At 74.0% G+C, this 18,375-nt stretch carries 15 protein-coding genes; 3 read left to right on the forward strand and 12 right to left on the reverse strand.

The features are described from left to right. The 6 genes from ACLBYE_RS23860 to ACLBYE_RS23885 form a co-directional block, all read right to left on the reverse strand. Positions 1-615, reverse strand: a 615-nt coding sequence (locus tag ACLBYE_RS23860) for an SOUL family heme-binding protein (protein WP_447696071.1), incomplete at its 3' end; no start/stop codon positions are given. A 142-nt stretch (positions 616-757) separates the two neighbouring features. Then, positions 758-3,997 (reverse strand): PAS domain-containing protein, encoded by a 3,240-nt coding sequence (locus tag ACLBYE_RS23865; protein WP_447696072.1) that lies wholly within the window; start codon positions 3,995-3,997, stop codon positions 758-760. A 221-nt stretch (positions 3,998-4,218) separates the two neighbouring features. Next, on the reverse strand, positions 4,219-5,946 hold the full coding sequence (locus tag ACLBYE_RS23870; protein WP_447696073.1) for a response regulator: 1,728 nt from the start codon (positions 5,944-5,946) through the stop codon (positions 4,219-4,221). Continuing rightward, complete coding sequence (locus ACLBYE_RS23875; RefSeq protein ID WP_020094074.1) at positions 5,943-6,404, reverse strand: response regulator; 462 nt, start codon at positions 6,402-6,404, stop codon at positions 5,943-5,945. The genes ACLBYE_RS23870 and ACLBYE_RS23875 overlap by 4 nt, the downstream gene beginning before the upstream one ends. Continuing rightward, positions 6,404-8,674, reverse strand: a complete 2,271-nt coding sequence (locus ACLBYE_RS23880; protein WP_447696074.1) for an ATP-binding protein — start codon at positions 8,672-8,674, stop codon at positions 6,404-6,406. Before ACLBYE_RS23880 ends, ACLBYE_RS23875 begins: the two co-directional genes overlap by 1 nt. A 283-nt stretch (positions 8,675-8,957) precedes the next feature. Beyond that, a complete protein-coding gene (locus ACLBYE_RS23885) occupies positions 8,958-9,536 on the reverse strand; it encodes a peroxidase-related enzyme (RefSeq protein ID WP_103985549.1) in 579 nt (192 codons plus the stop codon). Positions 9,537-10,022: 486 nt separating this feature from the next. On the opposite strand from ACLBYE_RS23885, the gene ACLBYE_RS23890 reads away from it, so the two are divergent. Next, entirely contained in the window at positions 10,023-11,093 is a 1,071-nt protein-coding gene (locus ACLBYE_RS23890) for a DUF4424 domain-containing protein (RefSeq protein ID WP_447696075.1), read from the forward strand. 100 nt (positions 11,094-11,193) lie between these two features. Further along, the gene (locus ACLBYE_RS23895; RefSeq protein WP_447696076.1) at positions 11,194-12,030 is read left to right on the forward strand and encodes a lysozyme inhibitor LprI family protein; all 837 of its coding nucleotides are present in this window, start codon (positions 11,194-11,196) and stop codon (positions 12,028-12,030) included. A 21-nt stretch (positions 12,031-12,051) separates the two neighbouring features. Here the strand turns inward: ACLBYE_RS23895 and ACLBYE_RS23900 are convergent, their stop codons facing one another. Further along, positions 12,052-13,017 (reverse strand): YiiG family protein, encoded by a 966-nt coding sequence (locus ACLBYE_RS23900; RefSeq protein ID WP_447696077.1) that lies wholly within the window; start codon positions 13,015-13,017, stop codon positions 12,052-12,054. A 288-nt stretch (positions 13,018-13,305) separates the two neighbouring features. Here ACLBYE_RS23900 and ACLBYE_RS23905 point away from each other — a divergent pair, with 288 nt between their 5' ends. Further along, the gene (locus ACLBYE_RS23905) at positions 13,306-13,902 is read left to right on the forward strand and encodes an HD domain-containing protein (protein WP_447696078.1); all 597 of its coding nucleotides are present in this window, start codon (positions 13,306-13,308) and stop codon (positions 13,900-13,902) included. A 22-nt stretch (positions 13,903-13,924) separates the two neighbouring features. Here ACLBYE_RS23905 and ACLBYE_RS23910 read toward each other — a convergent pair whose 3' ends face one another. From ACLBYE_RS23910 to ACLBYE_RS23930, 5 genes are all read right to left on the reverse strand, one after another. Continuing rightward, positions 13,925-15,085 carry a glutathionylspermidine synthase family protein gene (locus tag ACLBYE_RS23910; RefSeq protein WP_447696079.1) on the reverse strand — a complete coding sequence of 387 codons (1,161 nt, stop codon included), beginning with the start codon at positions 15,083-15,085 and terminating at the stop codon, positions 13,925-13,927. Beyond that, positions 15,085-15,807 carry a DUF1190 domain-containing protein gene (locus ACLBYE_RS23915; protein ID WP_447696080.1) on the reverse strand — a complete coding sequence of 241 codons (723 nt, stop codon included), beginning with the start codon at positions 15,805-15,807 and terminating at the stop codon, positions 15,085-15,087. Before ACLBYE_RS23915 ends, ACLBYE_RS23910 begins: the two co-directional genes overlap by 1 nt. Before the next feature lie 7 nt (positions 15,808-15,814). Then, on the reverse strand, positions 15,815-16,213 hold the full coding sequence (locus ACLBYE_RS23920; RefSeq protein ID WP_447696081.1) for a DUF350 domain-containing protein: 399 nt from the start codon (positions 16,211-16,213) through the stop codon (positions 15,815-15,817). Between the two features lie 230 nt (positions 16,214-16,443). After that, entirely contained in the window at positions 16,444-17,349 is a 906-nt protein-coding gene (locus ACLBYE_RS23925) for a TIGR01459 family HAD-type hydrolase (RefSeq protein WP_447696082.1), read from the reverse strand. 116 nt (positions 17,350-17,465) lie between these two features. Then, positions 17,466-18,375, reverse strand: a 910-nt coding sequence (locus ACLBYE_RS23930; protein ID WP_447696083.1) for an extracellular catalytic domain type 1 short-chain-length polyhydroxyalkanoate depolymerase, incomplete at its 5' end; no start/stop codon positions are given.

Raw genomic sequence — 18,375 nt, forward strand, 5'->3', positions numbered from 1 at the left:
GGGCGGGGGCGGGCGGCCGGCGCCCTCGTTCCGGCGCAGGAAGGGGATCGCGAAGGGCGGGTCGTAGCCCATGACGAAGGGCGCGCCCGCCGGTGCGCGGCCGGCCGCCGCCAGGACGGCGGCGAGGATGCCCGCCTGCGCGGCCCGCGCCTCCGGGGTGAGGCGGCCGGAGAAGCGCAGGGCCGCGATCCGCTCGGCCGGGACCTCGACCAGCCGGACCCCCGGCTCGGTCGGCGCCGGCGCCCCGGCCGCCGCCACCGCGCGGGGCAGGAAGAACCGCATCGTGCCGGTGCCGTCCCGCTCCACCGGGACCGTCATGGCGATGCGCTGGGCGATGTACTGGCCGCCGCTCTCCACCGGCGCCGTCATGGCGATGCGGTCCCCGGCCCGGTTGGCGCCGGTGATGTAGCGGAACAGCCGCCCGAAGGCGTCGCCGTCGCCCTGGCCGCGCGCGTCGGTCTCGACCGCGAGGCGCGGCGCGTAGGACCGGATCTCGACCCCGCGGTCGAGGCGCTCGACGACCGCGTAGGCGGGCTGCTCGTAGAGCGCCCGCACGCCGAAGATCCCGAGCACCGCCTCCGCCAGGGTGACGAGCGCGTACATGACCCTGTCCATGGGACCTCCGGGGGCGGGCGCGGCGTCTCCCGCGCGCGCGGAACCTCCCGCGGGAACATGGCGCCGGGACCGCCCGTCGCCGCCCGGCTGCGGCGTCAGGCCTCCGTCAGGTCTCCGCTGGTCCCGGCAGCGCCCCGCCCCGTCAGGGCTGCCCGCCCTGCTGGCCGCCTCTCGGCCGCCCCCGCCGCGCGCCGACGACCTTGCGCAGCGCGCGCGAGACCTGGTCGGCGGAGTAGGGCTTGGGCAGCAGCTCGAAGTCGCGGAGCCCCTCCTGGGCGAGGGCGTGGCTGTAGCCGGAGGCCAGAACCACCGGCAGGTGCGGCATCCGCTGCCGGAGGAGCCGGGCCAGCGCGATCCCGCCCATGCCGGGCATGACCACGTCGGAGAACACGACGTCGAAGGCCGCGCCGTCGGCCCCGAGCTGGTCCAGCGCCTCCTCGGCGTTGGTCGCCCAGGTCGTCGCGTAGCCGAGATCCTCCAGGATCTGCGTGGCGAAGCGGCCGACCTCGATGTTGTCCTCCACCACCAGAACCCGCTGCCCCGCGCCGCCGGGGTCGAGGGCGGCGGCCTCCGCGGCGGCGGCGCAGGACGCCTCGGGCTCGACCTGCGGCAGGTAGAGCGTGAAGGTGGCGCCGCGGCCGGGCGCGCTCTCGACCGCGACGTCGCCGCCGGACTGCTTGGCGAAGCCGAAGACCTGGGACAGGCCGAGTCCGGTGCCCTTGCCCACCTCCTTGGTGGTGAAGAACGGCTCGAACACCCGCGCCAGCACGTCCGGCGCGATGCCGGTGCCGGTGTCGACGAGGTCGATCGCCGCGAACGGGCCGGGCGCGCCGGCATGGCCGCGGATCGGCGGCAGCGCCGCGCCGCAGCGCAGGCGCAGGGTCAGCGTTCCGGCGCCGTCCATGGCGTCCCGGGCGTTCACCGCCATGTTGACCAGCGCGGTCTCGAACTGGCTGAGATCGACCCGGATGAAGCAGGGCCGCTCCGGCAGCTCGGTCACGACCGCGATGCGGGCGCCCGTGACCGTGTCGAGGAGGTCGGCCACGCCGCGCAGCCGCGCGCCGACGTCGAGGATCTCGGGCTTCAGCGCCTGTCGCCGCGCGAAGGCGAGGAGCTGGCCGGTGAGCTTCGCCGCGCGGTCCACCGTCTCCGAGACGGCGTTGAGGTAGCGGGACCGGCGCTCCTCTGCCAGGTCCGGCCGGCGGAGGAAGTCGACCGACGAGCGGATGATCGTCAGGAGGTTGTTGAAGTCGTGGGCGACGCCGCCGGTGAGCTGGCCCACTGCCTCCAGCTTCTGCGACTGCCGCAGCGCCTCCTCGGCGTGCCGGAGCGCCTCGGCCTGGGCCTTCTCGGCGGTGACGTCGCGGCCGTAGGCGTAGACCTGCGCGCCCTCGACGGAGGTACGCCACGAGATCAGCCGCAGGGTGCCGTCCCTGTGCCGGTAGCGGTTCTCGAAATCGGTCAGGTCGCGCGCCGCGGCGGCCGCTTCGAGCGCCTCCTGGGTCGCGCCCGCATCCTCGGGCCAGATGAAGTCCAGGAAGCTGCGCCCCACCACCGCGGCGGGCTCGTGCCCCAGGATCGTCTGCCAGGCCGGATTGACCGCGCGGAAGATGCCGTCGGCCCCGACCACGGCCAGCAGGTCGCGCGAGTTGCGCCAGACCCGGTCGTGCTCGGCCGTGCGCTCGGCCACGCGCTGCTCCAGGGTCAGGTTGAAGCGCACGAGCTCGGCCATGAGCCGCTTCTGGTCGTCGATGTCGGTGCTGGTGCCGACCCAGCGGGTGACCGCGCCGTCGGCGCCCAGGACCGGCTGCGCCCGGGCCAGGAACCAGCGATACGCGCCGTCGGCGCGGCGCAGGCGGTACTCGGACTGGTAGTCGGCCCGCGACCGGACGGCCGCCCGCCATTCCGCGTCGACCCGGTCCTGATCGTCGGGATGGATGATCCCCCGCCAGCCCGCGCCGTCGAGGGTGCCGGGCTCCCGGCCCGCGTAGGCGTAGACGCGCGCGTTGAACCAGTTCGCCGCCCCGGCCGCGTCGGTCGCCCAGACGAAGTTCGGCAGCACCTGCGACAGGACCCGGAACTGCGCCTCGCTGGCGCGCAGGGCTTCCTCGGCCTGCTTGCGGGCGGTGATGTCGATCGCCGTGCCGATCACCCGCACGCAGCGCGCGCCCTCGAAGATCCCGCGCCCCTTGGCGGCGACCCAGCGCACGACGCCGTCCTCCTTGCCGACGGTGCGGTACTCCACGTCGTAGACGGCGCGCCGCGCGGGATCGAGGGCGGAGGCGTAGGCCGCGCTCGTGGCCTCCCGGTCCTCGGGATGCAGGCCGGCGTAGTAATCGGCCATCGTGACCGGCACGTCGGCCGAGATGCCGAACATCGCCTTGACCCGCGCGGGCCAGAACAGGGTGTCGGCGACGACGTCGACGTCCCAGAGGCCGATCTCGGCCGCCTCGGTCGCGAGCCGCAGGCGCCGCTCGCTCTCCCGCAGCTGCTCCTCGGTCCGGCGGCGCACCGTGTCGTCGAGATGCAGCCCGTCCCAGACCAGCGTGTCGTCGACACGGCGGGGGGCCGAGACGATGCGCGTCCAGACGTGGGTGCCGTCCGGCCGGCGCATGGGCGCCGCGACATCGAAATGCGCGAGGTCGCGGATCGCGGCGGCCTCCGCCTCGGCGACGGCGGCGCGGTATTCCGGCAGGATCAGGTCGTAGGCGACCGCCGGGTCGGCGAGCACGTCCCCGGCCGCCAGGCCGGTCATGCGCTCGAAGCCCTGCGACACGTAGAGGAAGCGCCGGTCGGCGCCGTCGGGGGCCATGGCGAGCTGGTAGACGTAGCCGCCCGGGAGGTGGTCGGCGAGGGCCCGGATCCGGGCCTCCGCCTCGCGCAGGCGCGCCTCGGCCTGGACGCGGCCGGTCGTCTCCGTGCAGGCGCAGTGCAGGCCGGCGACCCGGCCCGCCTCGTCGCGCACCGGCGCGTACGAGACGGTGAACCAGGTCGGCTCGTCGTAGCCGTGCCGGTTCATGGTCAGCGGCATGTTCTCGGACCACGTCGCCGCGCCGGCGAGCGCCCGGTCGATCAGGGGGCCGATCTCCGGCCAGATCTCCTTCCAGACGTCGCGGAAGCGCGCACCGAGCGCCGCGGGATGCCTGTCGCCCAGGATCTCCGCGTAGGCGTCGTTGTAGAGGAAGACGAGGTCGGGCCCGAACGCCACGAACATCGGGAACCGCGATCCCAGGATCAGGCTCAGGGTCGCCCGCAGGCAGGGTGCCCAGCTGTCCGGCGGGCCGAGCGGCGAGCCGGACCAGTCGTGGGCGCGGATCCGGGCGCCCATCGCACCGCCCTCCGCGAGGAAGGCCGGGGGCGCGGTCCCGACGGTCTCAGGCATCGGACCAGGCGCGTGACTCGGACATGGGGCGAGGAACCGGCGGGACAGGACAGCGCCATCGGTGCCCCAGCGGGCGGGTTCGCGCAACCGCGTCGGCGCGCACGCGCCGCCCGGGACGCCGTGCGGGGCCCGCACGCCGTGTGGAGAACGCCCGGGAGAGCCCCAGAGACGCCAGCGGGACGCCAGCGGGACGCCAGCGGGACGCCCGCGCGACGTCCCCCTCAGGCGCTCCTGTCGCGGCCCGAGATCAGCCGGAGCTGCGCCGGCGGGCGCGCCGCCAGGGCGGCGGCGACCTTGCCCTCGAGTTCCCCGACGCGGAACGGCTTCAGCACGATCGCGTCGGCGCCGACGGCGCCGGCCTCGGTCAGGGCGGTGGTGTCGGCGAAGCCGGTAACGAACAGGACCGGCAGCGCCGGCCAGCGCTTCCGCACCTCCAGGGCCGTCTCGGCCCCGTTCATGCCCGGCATGGCGAAGTCCATCACGACGAGGTCGACGCCCGGATCCGCCTCCAGGGCGGCCAGGGCCTGGAGGCCCGAGGCCGCCTCGCGCACCGCGTATCCGGCCTCGATCAGGCGGGTCGTCGTCACCTCGCGCACCTCGGCGTCGTCGTCGACCACGAGGAGCCGGGGGCCGCTCCCGGGCGGGTGCGTCCGCGCGGCCTCGGCCGCGGCCGGCAGGCGGGGCACGGCGCCCTCGGGCTCGGCGGCCCGGGGCAGGTAGACCTTGATCGAGGTGCCCTCGCCCGCGACCGTGTCGATCCGGATGCCGCCGCCGGACTGCTTGACGAAGCCGTAGACCTGGGCGAGCCCGAGACCCGACCCCTTGCCGACCTCCTTGGTGGTGAAGAACGGCTCGAACACCCGCGCCAGCACGTCGGGCGTCATCCCGGTGCCGGTGTCGCTCACCGCCACCATGACGTAGGCGCCGGGCGCCGGCTGCTCGGGCCGCGTCGGCGCCCCGGTGACGCTGACATTGGCGGTCTCGATGGCGAGCCGGCCGCCCACCGCCATCGCGTCGCGGGCGTTGATGGCGAGGTTCAGGATCACGAGCTCGATCTGGGTGGCGTCGACCAGGGCCGGCCACAGGTCGGGCTGGAGGGTCGTCTCGATGCGGACCGCGCCGCCGATCGAGCTCTGCAGCAGGTCGCGCATCGACGCGACCGTCTGGTTGAGGCTGACCGGCGTCGGCTCCAGGCGCTGGCGCCGGGAGAAGGCGAGGAGCTGCGCGGTGAGCCGGGCGCCGCGCTCGGCGGCCCCGCGCATCATGGCGAGGCGGCGCTTCGAGCGGGTGTCGGAGACGACCCTCTCGAGGAACTCGATGTTGCCGGCGATCACCGTCAGCAGGTTGTTGAAGTCGTGCGCGACGCCGCTCGTGAGCTGGCCGACCGCGTCCAGGCGCTGGGCGAGGCGCAGGGCATCCTCCGCCCGCTCCCGCTCGACGATCTGGGCCTGGAGGGCCTCGTTCGCCGCGGCGAGTTCGCGGGTCCGCTCGGCGATGCGCACCTCCAGCGTCTCGTTGAGCGCCTGCAGGGCGGCCTCGGCCTCGCGCTTGTCGGCGCGGGCCCGCGCCTCGGCCAGCGCCCGGACGATCGTGCGCGGCATCCGGTCGAGGCGCTGCTTGACGACGTAGTCGGTGGCGCCGTTCTTCAGGGCCTCGACGGCGACGTCCTCGCCGAGCGTGCCCGAGCAGAAGATGAACGGCGTGTCGGGGCACTGCGTCCGGGCGATGCCGAGGGCGCTCACGCCGTCGAAGGTCGGCAGGACGTAGTCGGCCAGGATCAGGTCGTGCCGGCCGGCGACCGCCGCGCGCGCGAAGGCGTCGCGGGTCATCACCCGCTCGATCGCGACCGGGTGCCCGAGGGTCTCCAGCTCGGCCTCGATCAGCTCGGCGTCGAGGTCGCTGTCCTCCAGGTGGAGGACGCGCAGCGGCCCCGCGGAAGGTCCGATCACGCGTTCGATGGCCAGCCTCCCCGGTACGGCGGCGGCTCGTTGAGGAGGGCCCAGAACACGCCGATCTCCTTGATCGCCGCGAAGAATTCCTCGAAGGCGACCGGCTTCACCACGAAGGCGTTCACCCCGAGATCGTAGGAGCGCACGAGGTCGGTCTCCTCGCGGGACGAGGTCAGCATCACCACCGGCACCTGGCGGGTGACCGGGTCGCCCTTGATCTTGGCGAGCACCTCCAGGCCGTCGACCTTCGGCAGCTTCAGGTCGAGCAGGACCACCGCGGGATCCTGGGCCTGCCGCTTCTCGTGCGCGCCCCGCCGGTAGATGAAGTCGAGGGCCTCGGCCCCGTCGCGGCAGATGACGATCTCGTTGGCGAGCTGGCTCGATTCGAGGGCCGCCAGCGTCAGCTCGATGTCGTTCGGGTTGTCCTCGACCAGGAGGATGGGCTTCAGTCCCGCCATCAGTGCGCCTCCTCCCGGATGGGCAGGGTGAAGTAGAAGGTGGCGCCCGCGCCGAGCCTGCCCTCGGCCCAGGTCCGGCCGCCGTGGCGCTCGACGATGCGCCGGACATTGGCGAGGCCGATGCCCGTGCCCTCGAACTCCTCGACCCGGTGCAGCCGCTGGAAGACGCCGAACAGCTTGTCGACGTAGGCCATGTCGAACCCGGCGCCGTTGTCGCGCACGAAGTAGACCGCCTCGCCCTCCCGGGGCGGGAGGCTGCCCATCGCGATCACCGCGTCGGGGGTGCCGCGGGTGTACTTCACGGCGTTCGACAGCAGGTTCTCGATGACGAGCCGCAGCATCACCGGGTCGGCGTAGGCGCGACCCAGGGGTGCGATCTCCCAGCGGAGGGTCCGGTCGGGGGTGACGTCGCGCAGGACCTTCCGGCGGACCTCCTCGACCAGGGCGTTCATGTCGCCCCAGACCTTGTTAAGGGCGTGCCGGCCCATCTGCGAGAAGCTCAGGAGGCTGTCGACCAGGGTCCCGGCCGAGAAGGCCGCCTCGATGATCGTCTCCACGTAGTGCCGGCCCTTGTCGGAGAGCTGGGCGCCCTCGCGGGTCTTGAGCAGGTTCGCGTAGCCGACGATGTGGCGGAACGGCGCGCGCAGGTCGTGGCTGACCGAGTACGAGAACGCCTCCAGCTCCTTGTTCGAGCGCTGCAGCTCCTCGCTCATGGCGGCGAGCTCCTCGGCCCGGCGGAGCACGATGCCGAGCACCGAGGCGCGCAGGTCCTTGGCGGCCTCCACCTCCGGGTCGGACCAGGGCAGGGAACGGCCCTGCACGGTCTCCTTCCAGATCTCGAACGACTTGCGCGGGTGCAGCCGGTCCGGGCCGCCCTCCGGGTCGGATCGGACGGCCTTCACGGGGTTGCCGCCCCACTTCACCGTCCGCACGACCTCGGGCCTGAACCAGAGGATGTAGCTCGCGTACTTCTTCGAGACCGAGATCGCCAGGAGGCCGCTCGCCCGGTCGGCGAAGGCGGCGGCGGCCGGGAACGCCTCCGACAGGGCCTCGGAGACGAAGACCTCCTCGGAATCGTCGCGCTCGGACAGCCACCGGTAGAGGGCGCGGACCTCGCGCTCGGTCGGCGTCGCCCCGAGCAGCCGGCAGCGGTCGGCCGTCACCACCGCGGCGCCGGTCGCGTCCACCAGGGCCAGGACGTCGTCGGGGTGGTTGAGCAGGCCGTCGACGAAGCTGTCCTCCTCGGCCATGAAGGCGAGGAGGCGCGCCTGCACGGCGCCCAGCGCCAGCCGCTTCTCGGACTGGGCGCCGCGCTCGCGGGCCGAGAGCTGCAGGGCGAAGATCTGGGTGAGCACGTCGCAGGCGTTGCGCGCCTGGAGGGGCACGCTCCTGGGCGCGCGGTTGTGGCAGGAGATCAGGCCCCAGAGGGCGCCGTCGACGAGGATCGACACCGACATGGACGCCATCGTGCCCATGTTGCGCATGTACTCGACATGGACCGGGGAGACCGAGCGCAGCACCGACTGGCTGAGGTCCAGCGGCCGGCCGGAGGGCGTGGTGGCCGGCCGGATCGGCACGGGGACGTAGCCGGCATCCGGGATGATGCGCAGCCGGTTCCGGCGGTAGAGCTCGCGGGCCTGGGCGGGGATGTCGGAGGCGGGGAAGCGCAGGTCGAGGTAGGAGGGCAGGACGCCGTTGCCGGCCTCCGCCAGCACCGTGCCGTGCCAGTCGCGGTCGAACCGGTAGACCAGGGCCCGGTCGAGGCCGGTGATCTGGCGGATGTCCTCGGCGACGAACTGGCAGAGGTCCTCGACGGTGCGGGCGGTCTGCAGGCGCTCGACGAAGGCCCGCAGGCGCGGGGTGAGCACGTCGACGCCGATCTCGGCCGCGGCCGCGTCGATCTCCTCCAGTTCCAGCACGACGAGCCCGTCGACCCGGTGGGCCGCGACCTCGTAGGCCTGGCGCCCGCCGCCGGTCTCCAGCGTCACCGTCCGGAGATAGAGGGCGCCGTCCTGGTGCTCCGCCGCCTGGGGCTCCGCCGCCTCCAGGTGGTGGCGGACGACGGCCGCGAGGTCGGGCAGGGCCACGTCGAGGACGGTTCCGACGGAGGCCGCCGCGGGGGCGTTGGCGCTCGCCTGGACGATGGTGAGGGACCGGGCCTCGAGGCCGAGCAGGAACCCGTGCGGCTGGACGCTGCCGACGATGTGGATGGGCTCGCGATCGCACGCGGTCAGGTCGAGACGCTGGGCCGCGCCGCTTCGAAGGTTCAAGCCGGGATTCGCCCCCTCACCGGGTCGGCCACAAAAATCTAACGCCTGTTAACAGCCGGACCGGGCGGCTCCTATAGGCTTAAAGCACTGGTAAGGACGGCGCGCTCCGTCCGCCCCCCGTGCCCGCGCGCGGTCGCCGCCGGGCTCAGAGGGCCGGAGCCGTTTCATCCGGTCCCCGCGCGCGACGCCAGGTCGCACGGCGGGGCGCCGGGTTCTCGGAAGGGTTGGTGGACACCCGGAACCCGTCCCCACGGTCCGGTCGCCGACGGGGGACGCCGCGCCGTCAGCCGCGCCCCAGCGCGTAGAATTCCGGGTTGGGCCGCATGTTGCTGACGTTCGCCAGCCGGTTCGACAGGCCGAAGAAGGCCGCGATGGCGGCGATGTCCCAGGCATCCGCGTCGTCGAAGCCGTGGGCCCTGAGCGCCGCGAACGCGGGCTCCCCGACCTGATGCGCGGACTGGCTGACCAGCATGGCGAAGTCGAGCATCGCCTTCTGCCGGTCGGTGATGTCGGCCTTGCGGTAGTTGATCGCCACCTGGTCGGCGATCAGCGGATCCTTGGCGCGGATCCGGAGGATCGCCCCGTGGGCGATCACGCAGTACTGGCACTGGTTGATGGCCGAGGTCGCCACCACGATCATCTCGCGCTCGGCCTTGGTCAGGTTGCCCGGCCTGTCCATGAGCGCGTCGTGGTAGGCGAAGAAGGCCCGGAACTCGTCCGGACGGTGGGCGAGCACCAGGAACACGTTCGGGACGAAGCCGGACTTCTCCTGCACCGCCTCGATCCGCGCGCGGATGTCGTCCGGCAGCGTCTCCAGGCGGGGGATCGGGAAGCGGCCGATCGGGGCGTCTTCGGCTGGCACGGGGCGCTCCTCGCAGATCGTCGCGGATCGGGCCGGCGCCCGGGGCCGCCGGCCATCCCGGGCAGCCGATAGACCGAACGGTCGCGGCGGCGCAATCGCGCGCGGCCGCCGACGGCGGTGTTTCCTCACAGCCTCGCCCTGACGCCTCGACCTGACGCCTCGACCTGATATGGCCCTCTCGGTCGGCCTCAACTCTGCCCGAAAGCTTCCATTCGGTCCGTCCGAGATTCGGCGGTGCGCGTGCCGGCGCGCCGCGGGGAGGATGGTGTGCCGCGACCGATGACGCCTTCGCCGAAGCGCTCGCCGCCCTGGGGCGGCGGATCGAGGCCCGTCTCCCGCCGGGACCGACGGTTGCCGAGCCCGCTCCGCGACTGAGCCGGAGGCGTGACCGGACCGTCCGAAACCCGCCCGTCGATCGCTGACCGGCGACGCGCCGGTTCACACCCCGCCCCGCACCGACGGATCCAACCCGCGAGCCCGACAGCCGTGCGAACCCCAGCCACGACCCGCGTCCCGCGCCTGGCCCTGCTCCTGCCGGTGATCCTGTCGACGGTCCTGTTGACGCTCCTGTCGACGGCCCTGCCGCGTCCGGCCCGGGCCGACGACAGCGTCGCGACCCTCGCGACCGGCGGTCTCGTCCTGGAGAAGACGGACCGGATCGCCCTCGTCTCCGAGGACCTCTTCCTGTCCGAGAAGGCGGTGCGGATCGTCTACCGCTTCCGCAACCTGACCGACCGGGACGTCGAGACGACGATCGCGTTCCCGATGCCCGACATCTCCGGGGGTCCCGACGCGATGCTGAGCATCGCCGACCCGAAGCACGACAACTTCCTCCGCTTCACCACCGAGGTCGACGGCCGGCCGGTCGACTCGCAGGTCGAGCAGCGCGCCTTCGTCACGCCGGCCGGCAAGCCGGAGGTCGAGGTGACCGGGCGGCTGCGGAGCCTCGGCATCCCCCTCGTCCCGACGGTCGAGGCGACCGAGGCCGCCCTGGCTGCCCTGGGCGCGGATCAGCGCCGCGGCCTCGTGGCGGACGGCCTCCTGGAGCCCCAGGACATGGGCAAGGGCACGACGAGCCTGTTCCCGGTCTGGACCCTGCGGTCGAAGTTCTGGCGCCGGCAGGTCTTCCCGGCGGGCCGCGACGTCGTCGTCCGGCAGAGCTACGTTCCGGGCGTCGGCGGCCTCTCCAGCCTGTCGTTCGGGACCCCGACCGAGGGCGCCGACGAGAAGGCCGAGTACGCGCGGAAATACTGCACGGACGCGGCCTTCTTGAAGGCGGCCCAGGGACTCGCGCGCAGGATCGAGGCGGCGGGGGGCCGGGGGGTGCAGGCCTTCGAGCAGTACCTGTCCTACGTGATCACCTCCGGCGGCAACTGGGCCGGGCCGATCGGCACGTTCAAGCTGACCGTGGACAAGGGCGATCCGACGACGCTCGTGTCGTTCTGCGCCACCGGACTCCGCAAGACCGGCCCGACGACCTTCGAGAGCGTCGTGACGGATTACGTGCCCCGGCGCGACATCGACATCCTGATGCTCAAGACCACGACGGGCCGATGAGCGGCGGCGCGCCATCCTGCCCGGATCCGGAGGGCCCGACGGCCCGGGCCGGCCGGGACCGCACGGCCGATCGCGTTGAGACCACCACAGGAGGGATTCCGTGCGTAGCCTAGCCCGTCCGGCGCGCCTGAGCCCGCGATCGTTCCCCCGATCGATCCTCCGATCCGGCCTCGTCGGCGCCGTCTGTGCGCTCGGCACCGTCGGCGCCCGGGCGGCGCCGGATTGCGCCGGGATCCGGGACAGGGTCGAGACGCTGATCTGTGCCGACCCCGCCCTGACGCGGCTGGACGAGGAACTCAGACGCCTGTTCGACCGGATCGTGGGCGAGACGCGCGGGGTCGACGGCGAGACCGGCCAGGCGATCGACACCTTCGGCGAGGACCACGCGCGCTGGCGCGCGCGGGTCCGCGATGCCTGCCCGGACACGGCCTGCCTGACGCGGGCCTACACCGCGCGGATCGCGCAGGTCCGGCGCGACTGGAGCCGGGCGCTGCCGGACACGCCGGCGCTGCGCCACGTGGTCAACGCCCGTTTCGGCTTCTCCGTCGACGTGCCCGCCGACCTCGTCGCGGAGCCGCCGCCGGACAACGGCGACGGGCAGGCCTTCCGCTCGGCCGACGGCCACCTGCACCTGACGGTGTCGGGCCTGAACGACGTGCTCGACCAGGATCTCGACGCCGTCGTGGCCGCGGACCGGAAGACCTGCCTGCGGCAGCCGCCGGAATACGCCGCGCGCAAGCCCGGCTGGATCGTGCTCTCCTGCACGACGGCGGCCGGGATCCTGTACCGGAAGACCCTGCTGGCGGGCGGCCGCGGCGGCGCCTTCGTCACGCTGCGCGTCCGCTACCCCGCGGCCGAGCAGGCGCGCTGGCAGGCGGCCGTCACCGCGGCCGCGACCTCGCTGCGGCTGACGGAACCGGGCCGGAGCGCCCGCTGACGGGGGCCCGGACGCCCCCGGTCAGCGCGAGAAGGTCGTGGCCGTCTGCGCGGTCGACACCATCATGTTGTAGTCGTTCACGATCCAGGTCACGTCGCGCCCGGCGCCGCGCCGGGCGTCGCCCCTGGCCTTGGCGAGCTTGTCGTCGAACTCGCGCAGCTTGCCCAGGAGCGCGCGCGGCCGGCTCTCGAACACGTGGAAGGAGTTCGGGTTGGCGGCGCTGTACCCGTCCATGTCCTTCACGGCGACGGCGTAGCGCCCGAGCGCGGCGTCGAAGGCCGCCATGTCGACGACCGGCTTGGCGTCGGTGGGCAGCAGGTCCATGACCTTGCGGCAGGCGGTCATCACGTTCGCGACGTGCCAGCGCGCCTTGCGGCCCTCCCGCGCCTCGATGGCGGCGAGTTCCAGCGCGTCGCTCTTCTCCTTCTCGACCCGCAGCGCGGCGTCGACCTTGGCGCGCGCCGCCAGGAAGGCCGGCCCCGCGACGGCGAGCTTGGCGTGGAGCGCCTTGCCCTGCTCCATCTTGTCCGCGCGGTAATCCTGCCGCTCGTAGTAGCCCTCCGCCTCGGTGACCGTCGGGGCGAGCGCCTGATAGGCGGCGATGTAGGTCTTCACGGCGCCGTCGAGGTCCGGCATCGCGGGCGGCTGCGCCGTCGCGGCCTCCGCCTTCGCGATCTCGCCGCGCACGTCGTAGAGCCCGTAGAGGCCGTAGATGATCCGCTCGCGGCCGGTCGGGCCGGTCTTCATGTTGACCCAGCTCTGATAGCGGCCGAGCGATTCCTGCGCCCGCAGGGTCCGGTTGAGGAGCCCGACATAGGCGTTGAGCTTGCGGATCGTCTCCTGAGCGGGATCGCTCTCGGGCTTGGTCGCCGGCCCCGCCGGTGCCGGGGCAGGGGCCTGCGCGGGGACCTGCGCGCGGGCCGGGGCGGCGGCGAGCAGCGCCGTCAGCATCAACCAAGTCGTCGTTCTCAGGCTCGTCGCTCTCATGGGCGCTGGGGATCCTCCGGATGGTTCTGCCCCTGTAGCCGGCGTTCCGCGCGAAGACCAGACGCGGGATCGGGTCGATCGCGCCCAATAGATCTCTCGGGATCGACAGCGGCGCGTCTATCGGGGCGTTCGACGATCACATCCCCGATCATCGTCGCGGGGAGGATGATCTCGCGGAGCGTCGGAGCGCGAGGCCGGGAAGTCCGTCGCGGTGCCCGGAGCGTCTTCCCGGACCTGCGGCGAGATCCGCCTCGTCCCGCGGCGGCGGATCGGGTAGAGGATCGGCCGATGCTCGACGGCCATCCCCGCATCCTGGCTGACCTGCGCGCCCGGCTGGCCGAGCCGCACCGGGTCTATCACGGCCAGGCGCATATCGACGCGCTGCTGGAGGCGTTCCGCGGCCGCCGCGGGACGGTCCGGGATCCCGACGCGGTGGAACTGGCGATCTGGTTCCACGACGCCGTCTACCGGCCGGGCGCCGCGGACAACGAGCGCCGCAGCGCCGCGCTCCTGCGGGCGCTGCCGGAGGGCGCGGTCCCGGCGCCCACGCTGGCGGCGGCCGAGACGATGATCCTGGCGACCGAGCAGCACGCCGTCCCGGACGGTCTCCCGGCCGCGCTCGCCGCGGACGTCGCGCTCTTCCTCGACCTGGACATGGCGATCCTGGGTGCGGCGCCCGCCGCCTACGACGGCTACGCCGCCGGCGTGGCGCGGGAATTCGTCCCGGTCGTGGGCGAGGCCGTCTACCGGCAGGGGCGCGCGGCCTTCCTGCGGGGGGCCCTCGCGTCCGGCCGGCCGCTGTTCGTCACCGACCGGGCCCGGGCGGAGCTGGAGGGGCCGGCGCGGTCGAACATGCGGCGGGAGCTCGCGGCGCTGGGCCGGTGAGCCGCGGCGGCGCGGGACCCGGTCACGGGTCGATGAGGTGCGGCACGAACCGGGCCCGGTCGGTGGTGATGAGGCCGTCCGACTCGCGCAGGCACAGCCCGGCGGGCCGGTCGCCGACCATCCAGCTGCCGACCAGCGCGCGGCGGCCCGCGAAATCGGGCAGCTCCGCCAGGGCCTGCCGCACGTAGCCCTCGCCGCCGTAGGGCCCCTCGTCGCGCGCCGCGACGGCGCCGTCGCGCACGATCAGCACGTTGGCGCCCTCGCGCCCGTAGAGCGGCTTCCTCACGAAGCTCCGGCCCAGCGCGGCCTTGGCCGGATCCGCCTCGAAATAGGTCGGCAGCAGGTTGGGATGGCCCGGCGCCATCGCCCAGAGATGGGCCAGCAGCCCCTTGTTGGAGAGCACGGCCTTCCAGGGCGGCTCCAGGAACCGGGTCGCGGCCGCGCCGACCGCGCGGCCGAACGGGTCGGCGAACATCCACTCCCACGGGTAGAGCTTGAACAGGCAGCCGATCGGGACGCCGGCCGCGTCCACGAAGCGCCCATCCGCGTCGAGCCCGATCGCCTCGACCGGCAGGAAGGGGGCGGCGCGGCCGGCCTGGAGGGCGCAGTCCTGGAGATAGGCCAGCGTGCCGCGATCCTCCGGCGCGTCGGGGAAGCCCGCGAAGGCGACGCCCTCCGGGGGCGCCACGGCGGCGAGGCGCGCCACCAGCGCCTCGTGCAGGATGTTGAACTGGTCGGCGCCGGCGGGGAGGCGTCCCCGCGCCAGCCCGTCCTCCAGCCAGAGCCACTGGAAGACCGCACTCTCGTAGAGGGCGGTGGGCGTGTCGGCGTTGTACTCGAGGAGCTTGGCCGGCCCGTCGCCCCCGTAGCTGAAGTCGAAGCGCCCGTAGAGGCTGGGATCGCGCCGCGCCCAGCTCGCCCGGATGGCGTCCCAGGCGTGCTCGGGGATCCGCAGCGAGGCGAGGATCGCCGCGTCCCGGACCGCCCGGTCCACGAAGGCGAGGCAGAGGTCGTGCAGCGCGGCGCTCGGCGCCTCGATGGCGTCCTCGATCTCCGCGAGGCCGAAGGCGTAGTAGGCGCTCTCGTCCCAGTAGGGGGCGCCGTCGAACGTGTGGAAGGTGAAGCCGGCCCGCGCGGCGTGCTGGCGCCAGTCGGGCCGCTCCGGGACCGGCACGCGGCGCATCAGCCGCCCCCGAACCCGCCCCCGAACCCGCCGGCGCGGCCGCCCGCGCCTCCGGAGAACGCCGTCGCCCGCCCGGTGCCGCCGAAGCCGCCGCGGCTGATCGTGCGCGGGGTCGCGCTCGCGGTGCGGGCGACCGAGGCGGGGACGTGGACCCGCGAGGCGCCGCCCGCGTAGGCGACCCGCCCGCCCGCACCGGTGCAGTAGCCGCCCCCGTGCCCGGCCGTCGCGGCCCCGGCCTCGTCGCGCTCCTCCTCGGGCGCGTGCGGGTAGAGCGGCTGGACCGGCAGGTCCTGCGCGTCCGTGCGCCCCATCATGAAGGCGGCCATCACCGGCAGGTAGCGGCCGCGCGCGGCCTCCGTGACCTGCGCGCCCGGGGTGCAGCCGCCGGTCCCGTGGTGGCGCTGGCAATCGGCCTCGGTCTCGTAGCGCGGCGCCGTCGCCGCGTAGGTCTCCTGCGCACTCTTGTAGGCGGCGATGCAGGCCTCGGCGCCGCGCAGCTGCTGGGCGATGCAGGCGCCGAGCGTCCCGTAGACGAGCGCCTCCTCCTCCCGCTGGGACGGGTCGAGGCCGCCGAGCGTCAGGGCGGCCGCGCCGGCGCCCGCGACCAGGACCAGCGACACGGCGGCCGAGCGCTTGGAGCGGCGGGTGGCGGCGAAGCCGGCCCCGGGCCCGCCGGCGGCGTCGCCGGAGGCTGCGTCGGGACGTGGCGCGGTCTCCGTCACCGGCCGCTCAGTAGGTCATCGAGGCGGCGTTCACGACGCCGCCCGCCAGCGAGGCCGCGCCGAGGAGGATCGCGGCGGCGGCGCGGTCCTCCTCGATGCGCCGCGACAGGTCCGGCACCGCGAGGCGCACGAGCCAGTAGATCGCGATCTGGATCACCAGGGCGATCAGCCCCCAGATCAGGCAGTCGAGCAGCGACCGCGCGTTGTAGACCGCGACCGCCAGCGGCAGGGTGAAGCCGACGAGGCTCCCGCCCAGCGCGACGGCGGGCGCCGTCACGTCGCGGCGGATCAGCGCGAGCTCGTTGTGCGCGGTGGCGAGGGTGTAGATCAGCAGGTAGAGGCCGATCAGCCCGGTCGCGGTGCCGAGATAGAGCAGGAAATCGGGCAGTCCGGAGACCAGGGTCACGCAAGACCCGCCGTCTCGCCGGCCCCGATCGTCGCGCGCGCCGCCATCGGACAGGTCTTCCGGTCGAATCGCCCGACGCGCGAGGCGAATGTCGGGGCTGATTGCTGCGCGCGGGACCGATTCACACGCGCGAATCCACGCAATTTCCCGCGCGGTGTCAAGCTTGTCGCGGATTTCACGGGGTTAGACTGGCGGCAATACGCGCAGGGCTCGCCTCGGAGGACCGGCCGCTACCAGACCAGCCGCTCGATCACCGCGTCCGGATGCACCGCCTGCCGGCCGAGCCATTCCGCCACGTCGCCCAGGCGGTGATGGGCGGCCGTGACGCCGAGTTCCTCCGCGTGGATGCCGCGGGCCACCAGCAGGCTGGCGATGCCGAAGCCGCGGGCGCCGGCGATGTCGGTGCGGATCGCGTCGCCGATCGCCAGGACCCGCGCCGGATCCACCGGGGCCCCGGCGAGCGCGGCCCCGGTGAGCGCCGCCCCCTTGGCGAGCGCCGCCTCGTAGACCGGGCGGTGCGGCTTGCCGGCGTAGACCACGGGGCCGCCGATCTCCGCGTAGGCCGCCGCGAGCAGGCCCGCGCAGGGGATCAGGCGGTTGCCGCTCTCCACGACGAGGTCGGGATTGGCGCAGATCATCGTCAGCCCGCGGGCCGCCAGGCGCTCCAGCTCCGGCCGGTAATCGTCGGGGGTCTCGCTGCGGTCGTCGAACAGGCCGGTGCAGACGACGAGGTCGGCCTCCGGCTCCGGGACGAGGCTGAGGTCGAGGCCCTCGAAGATGCCGAGGTCGCGCTCCGGCCCGAGATGCCGGATCCGGGCACCCGGGCGCGCGGCGATCAGGTCGTGGGTGAGGTCGCCCGAGGTCAGGATCGCGTCGTAGGCCTCCCGCGGCACGCCGAACCGGTCGAGGATGCGGCCGACGCCGTCGCCGGGCCGGGGCGCGTTCGAGACGAGGACGACCCGGCGCGGCCGCGCCCCCGGGAGGCCGCGGAAGCGGATCAGCGCCTCGCCGGCGGCCGTGTGGGCCTTCTGGCCGTCGTGCAGCACGCCCCAGACGTCGCAGAGGATCAGGTCGTACCGGTCGGCGACCTCGGCGAGGCCCTGGAGGGTCGGGATCGGCGCGGGGGTGGTGCTCATGGGAGGTCCTGGATGCAAAAGGTCCGGGACCTTTTGTGGGAGCAGGGCAGCGCCCTGCGATACAGCAGGGCCGCGCCCTGACAACCCGCCAGCGCGCGCGGCCCTCCGGAAACCCCTTACGGGCGCCCCGCCGGTCCCAGCCGGTGCTCGGCGAAGAAATCGAGCATCGCCCGGGACGCGTCGGGCCCCTCGGGATCCGTGTAGCTGCCGTCGGGGCGGCCCCCGGACCAGGCGTGGCCGGCGCCGCGCACCCGCCAATCCTCGACCACGACCCGGCCCGCCTCGTCCCGGTAGCGGGTGCGGGTGAAGGGGTGGCCGCGGCCCTCGAAGGTCTCCGACCGCGGCGTCAGCCCGGCGACCTTGGCCTGGGCCAGCACTTGGTCGGCGTTGCGCACGCTCACCGTGCCGTCGTCCTCGCCGTGGAAGATGATCGTCGGGACGCGGGTCGCGGGCGCCGGGGTGCCGAAGGCGGTCGGGGCGCCGAGGCCCGGGGCGCCGACCTGCATGGCCATCAGCGCCGAGCCGAGGTCCCGGGCGCAGCCGGCCGCGAGGCCCGAATGCACGCCGACGGCGGCGTAGAGATCCGGGTAGGCGCGGGCGATGTTGAGGGCGGCGGCGCCGCCGGCCGACAGGCCGGCGATGTAGACCCGGGCCGGGTCGATCGCGTGCTCCGCCATGATCGCGCGGGTGAGGCCCGCGATGATCGCCGGCTCGCCCGCGCCGCGGCCCTGGTCCCGGGGCTCGTACCAGTTCCAGCAGCGCTGGGCGTGGGCCTGACGGCTCTGGGCCGGGTAGGCCACGAACACGCCGGCGCGCTCGGCGAGGGTGTTCATGCCGGTGCCGGCGGCGAAATCGTCCGGGTTCTGCGTGCAGCCGTGCAGCATCACGATCAGCGGCGCCGCCCGGTCCGGGTGGCTCGGGATGAACAGCTTGTACTCGCGGGTGCCGGCGGGCTCGGCATGGGTCAGGGACACGAAGCGGCCCCCGGCCCCGCCGCCCGCCCGGTCGGCGGGCGGCGGGGCCGGC

Source organism: Methylobacterium sp. A52T, from assembly GCF_053346095.1.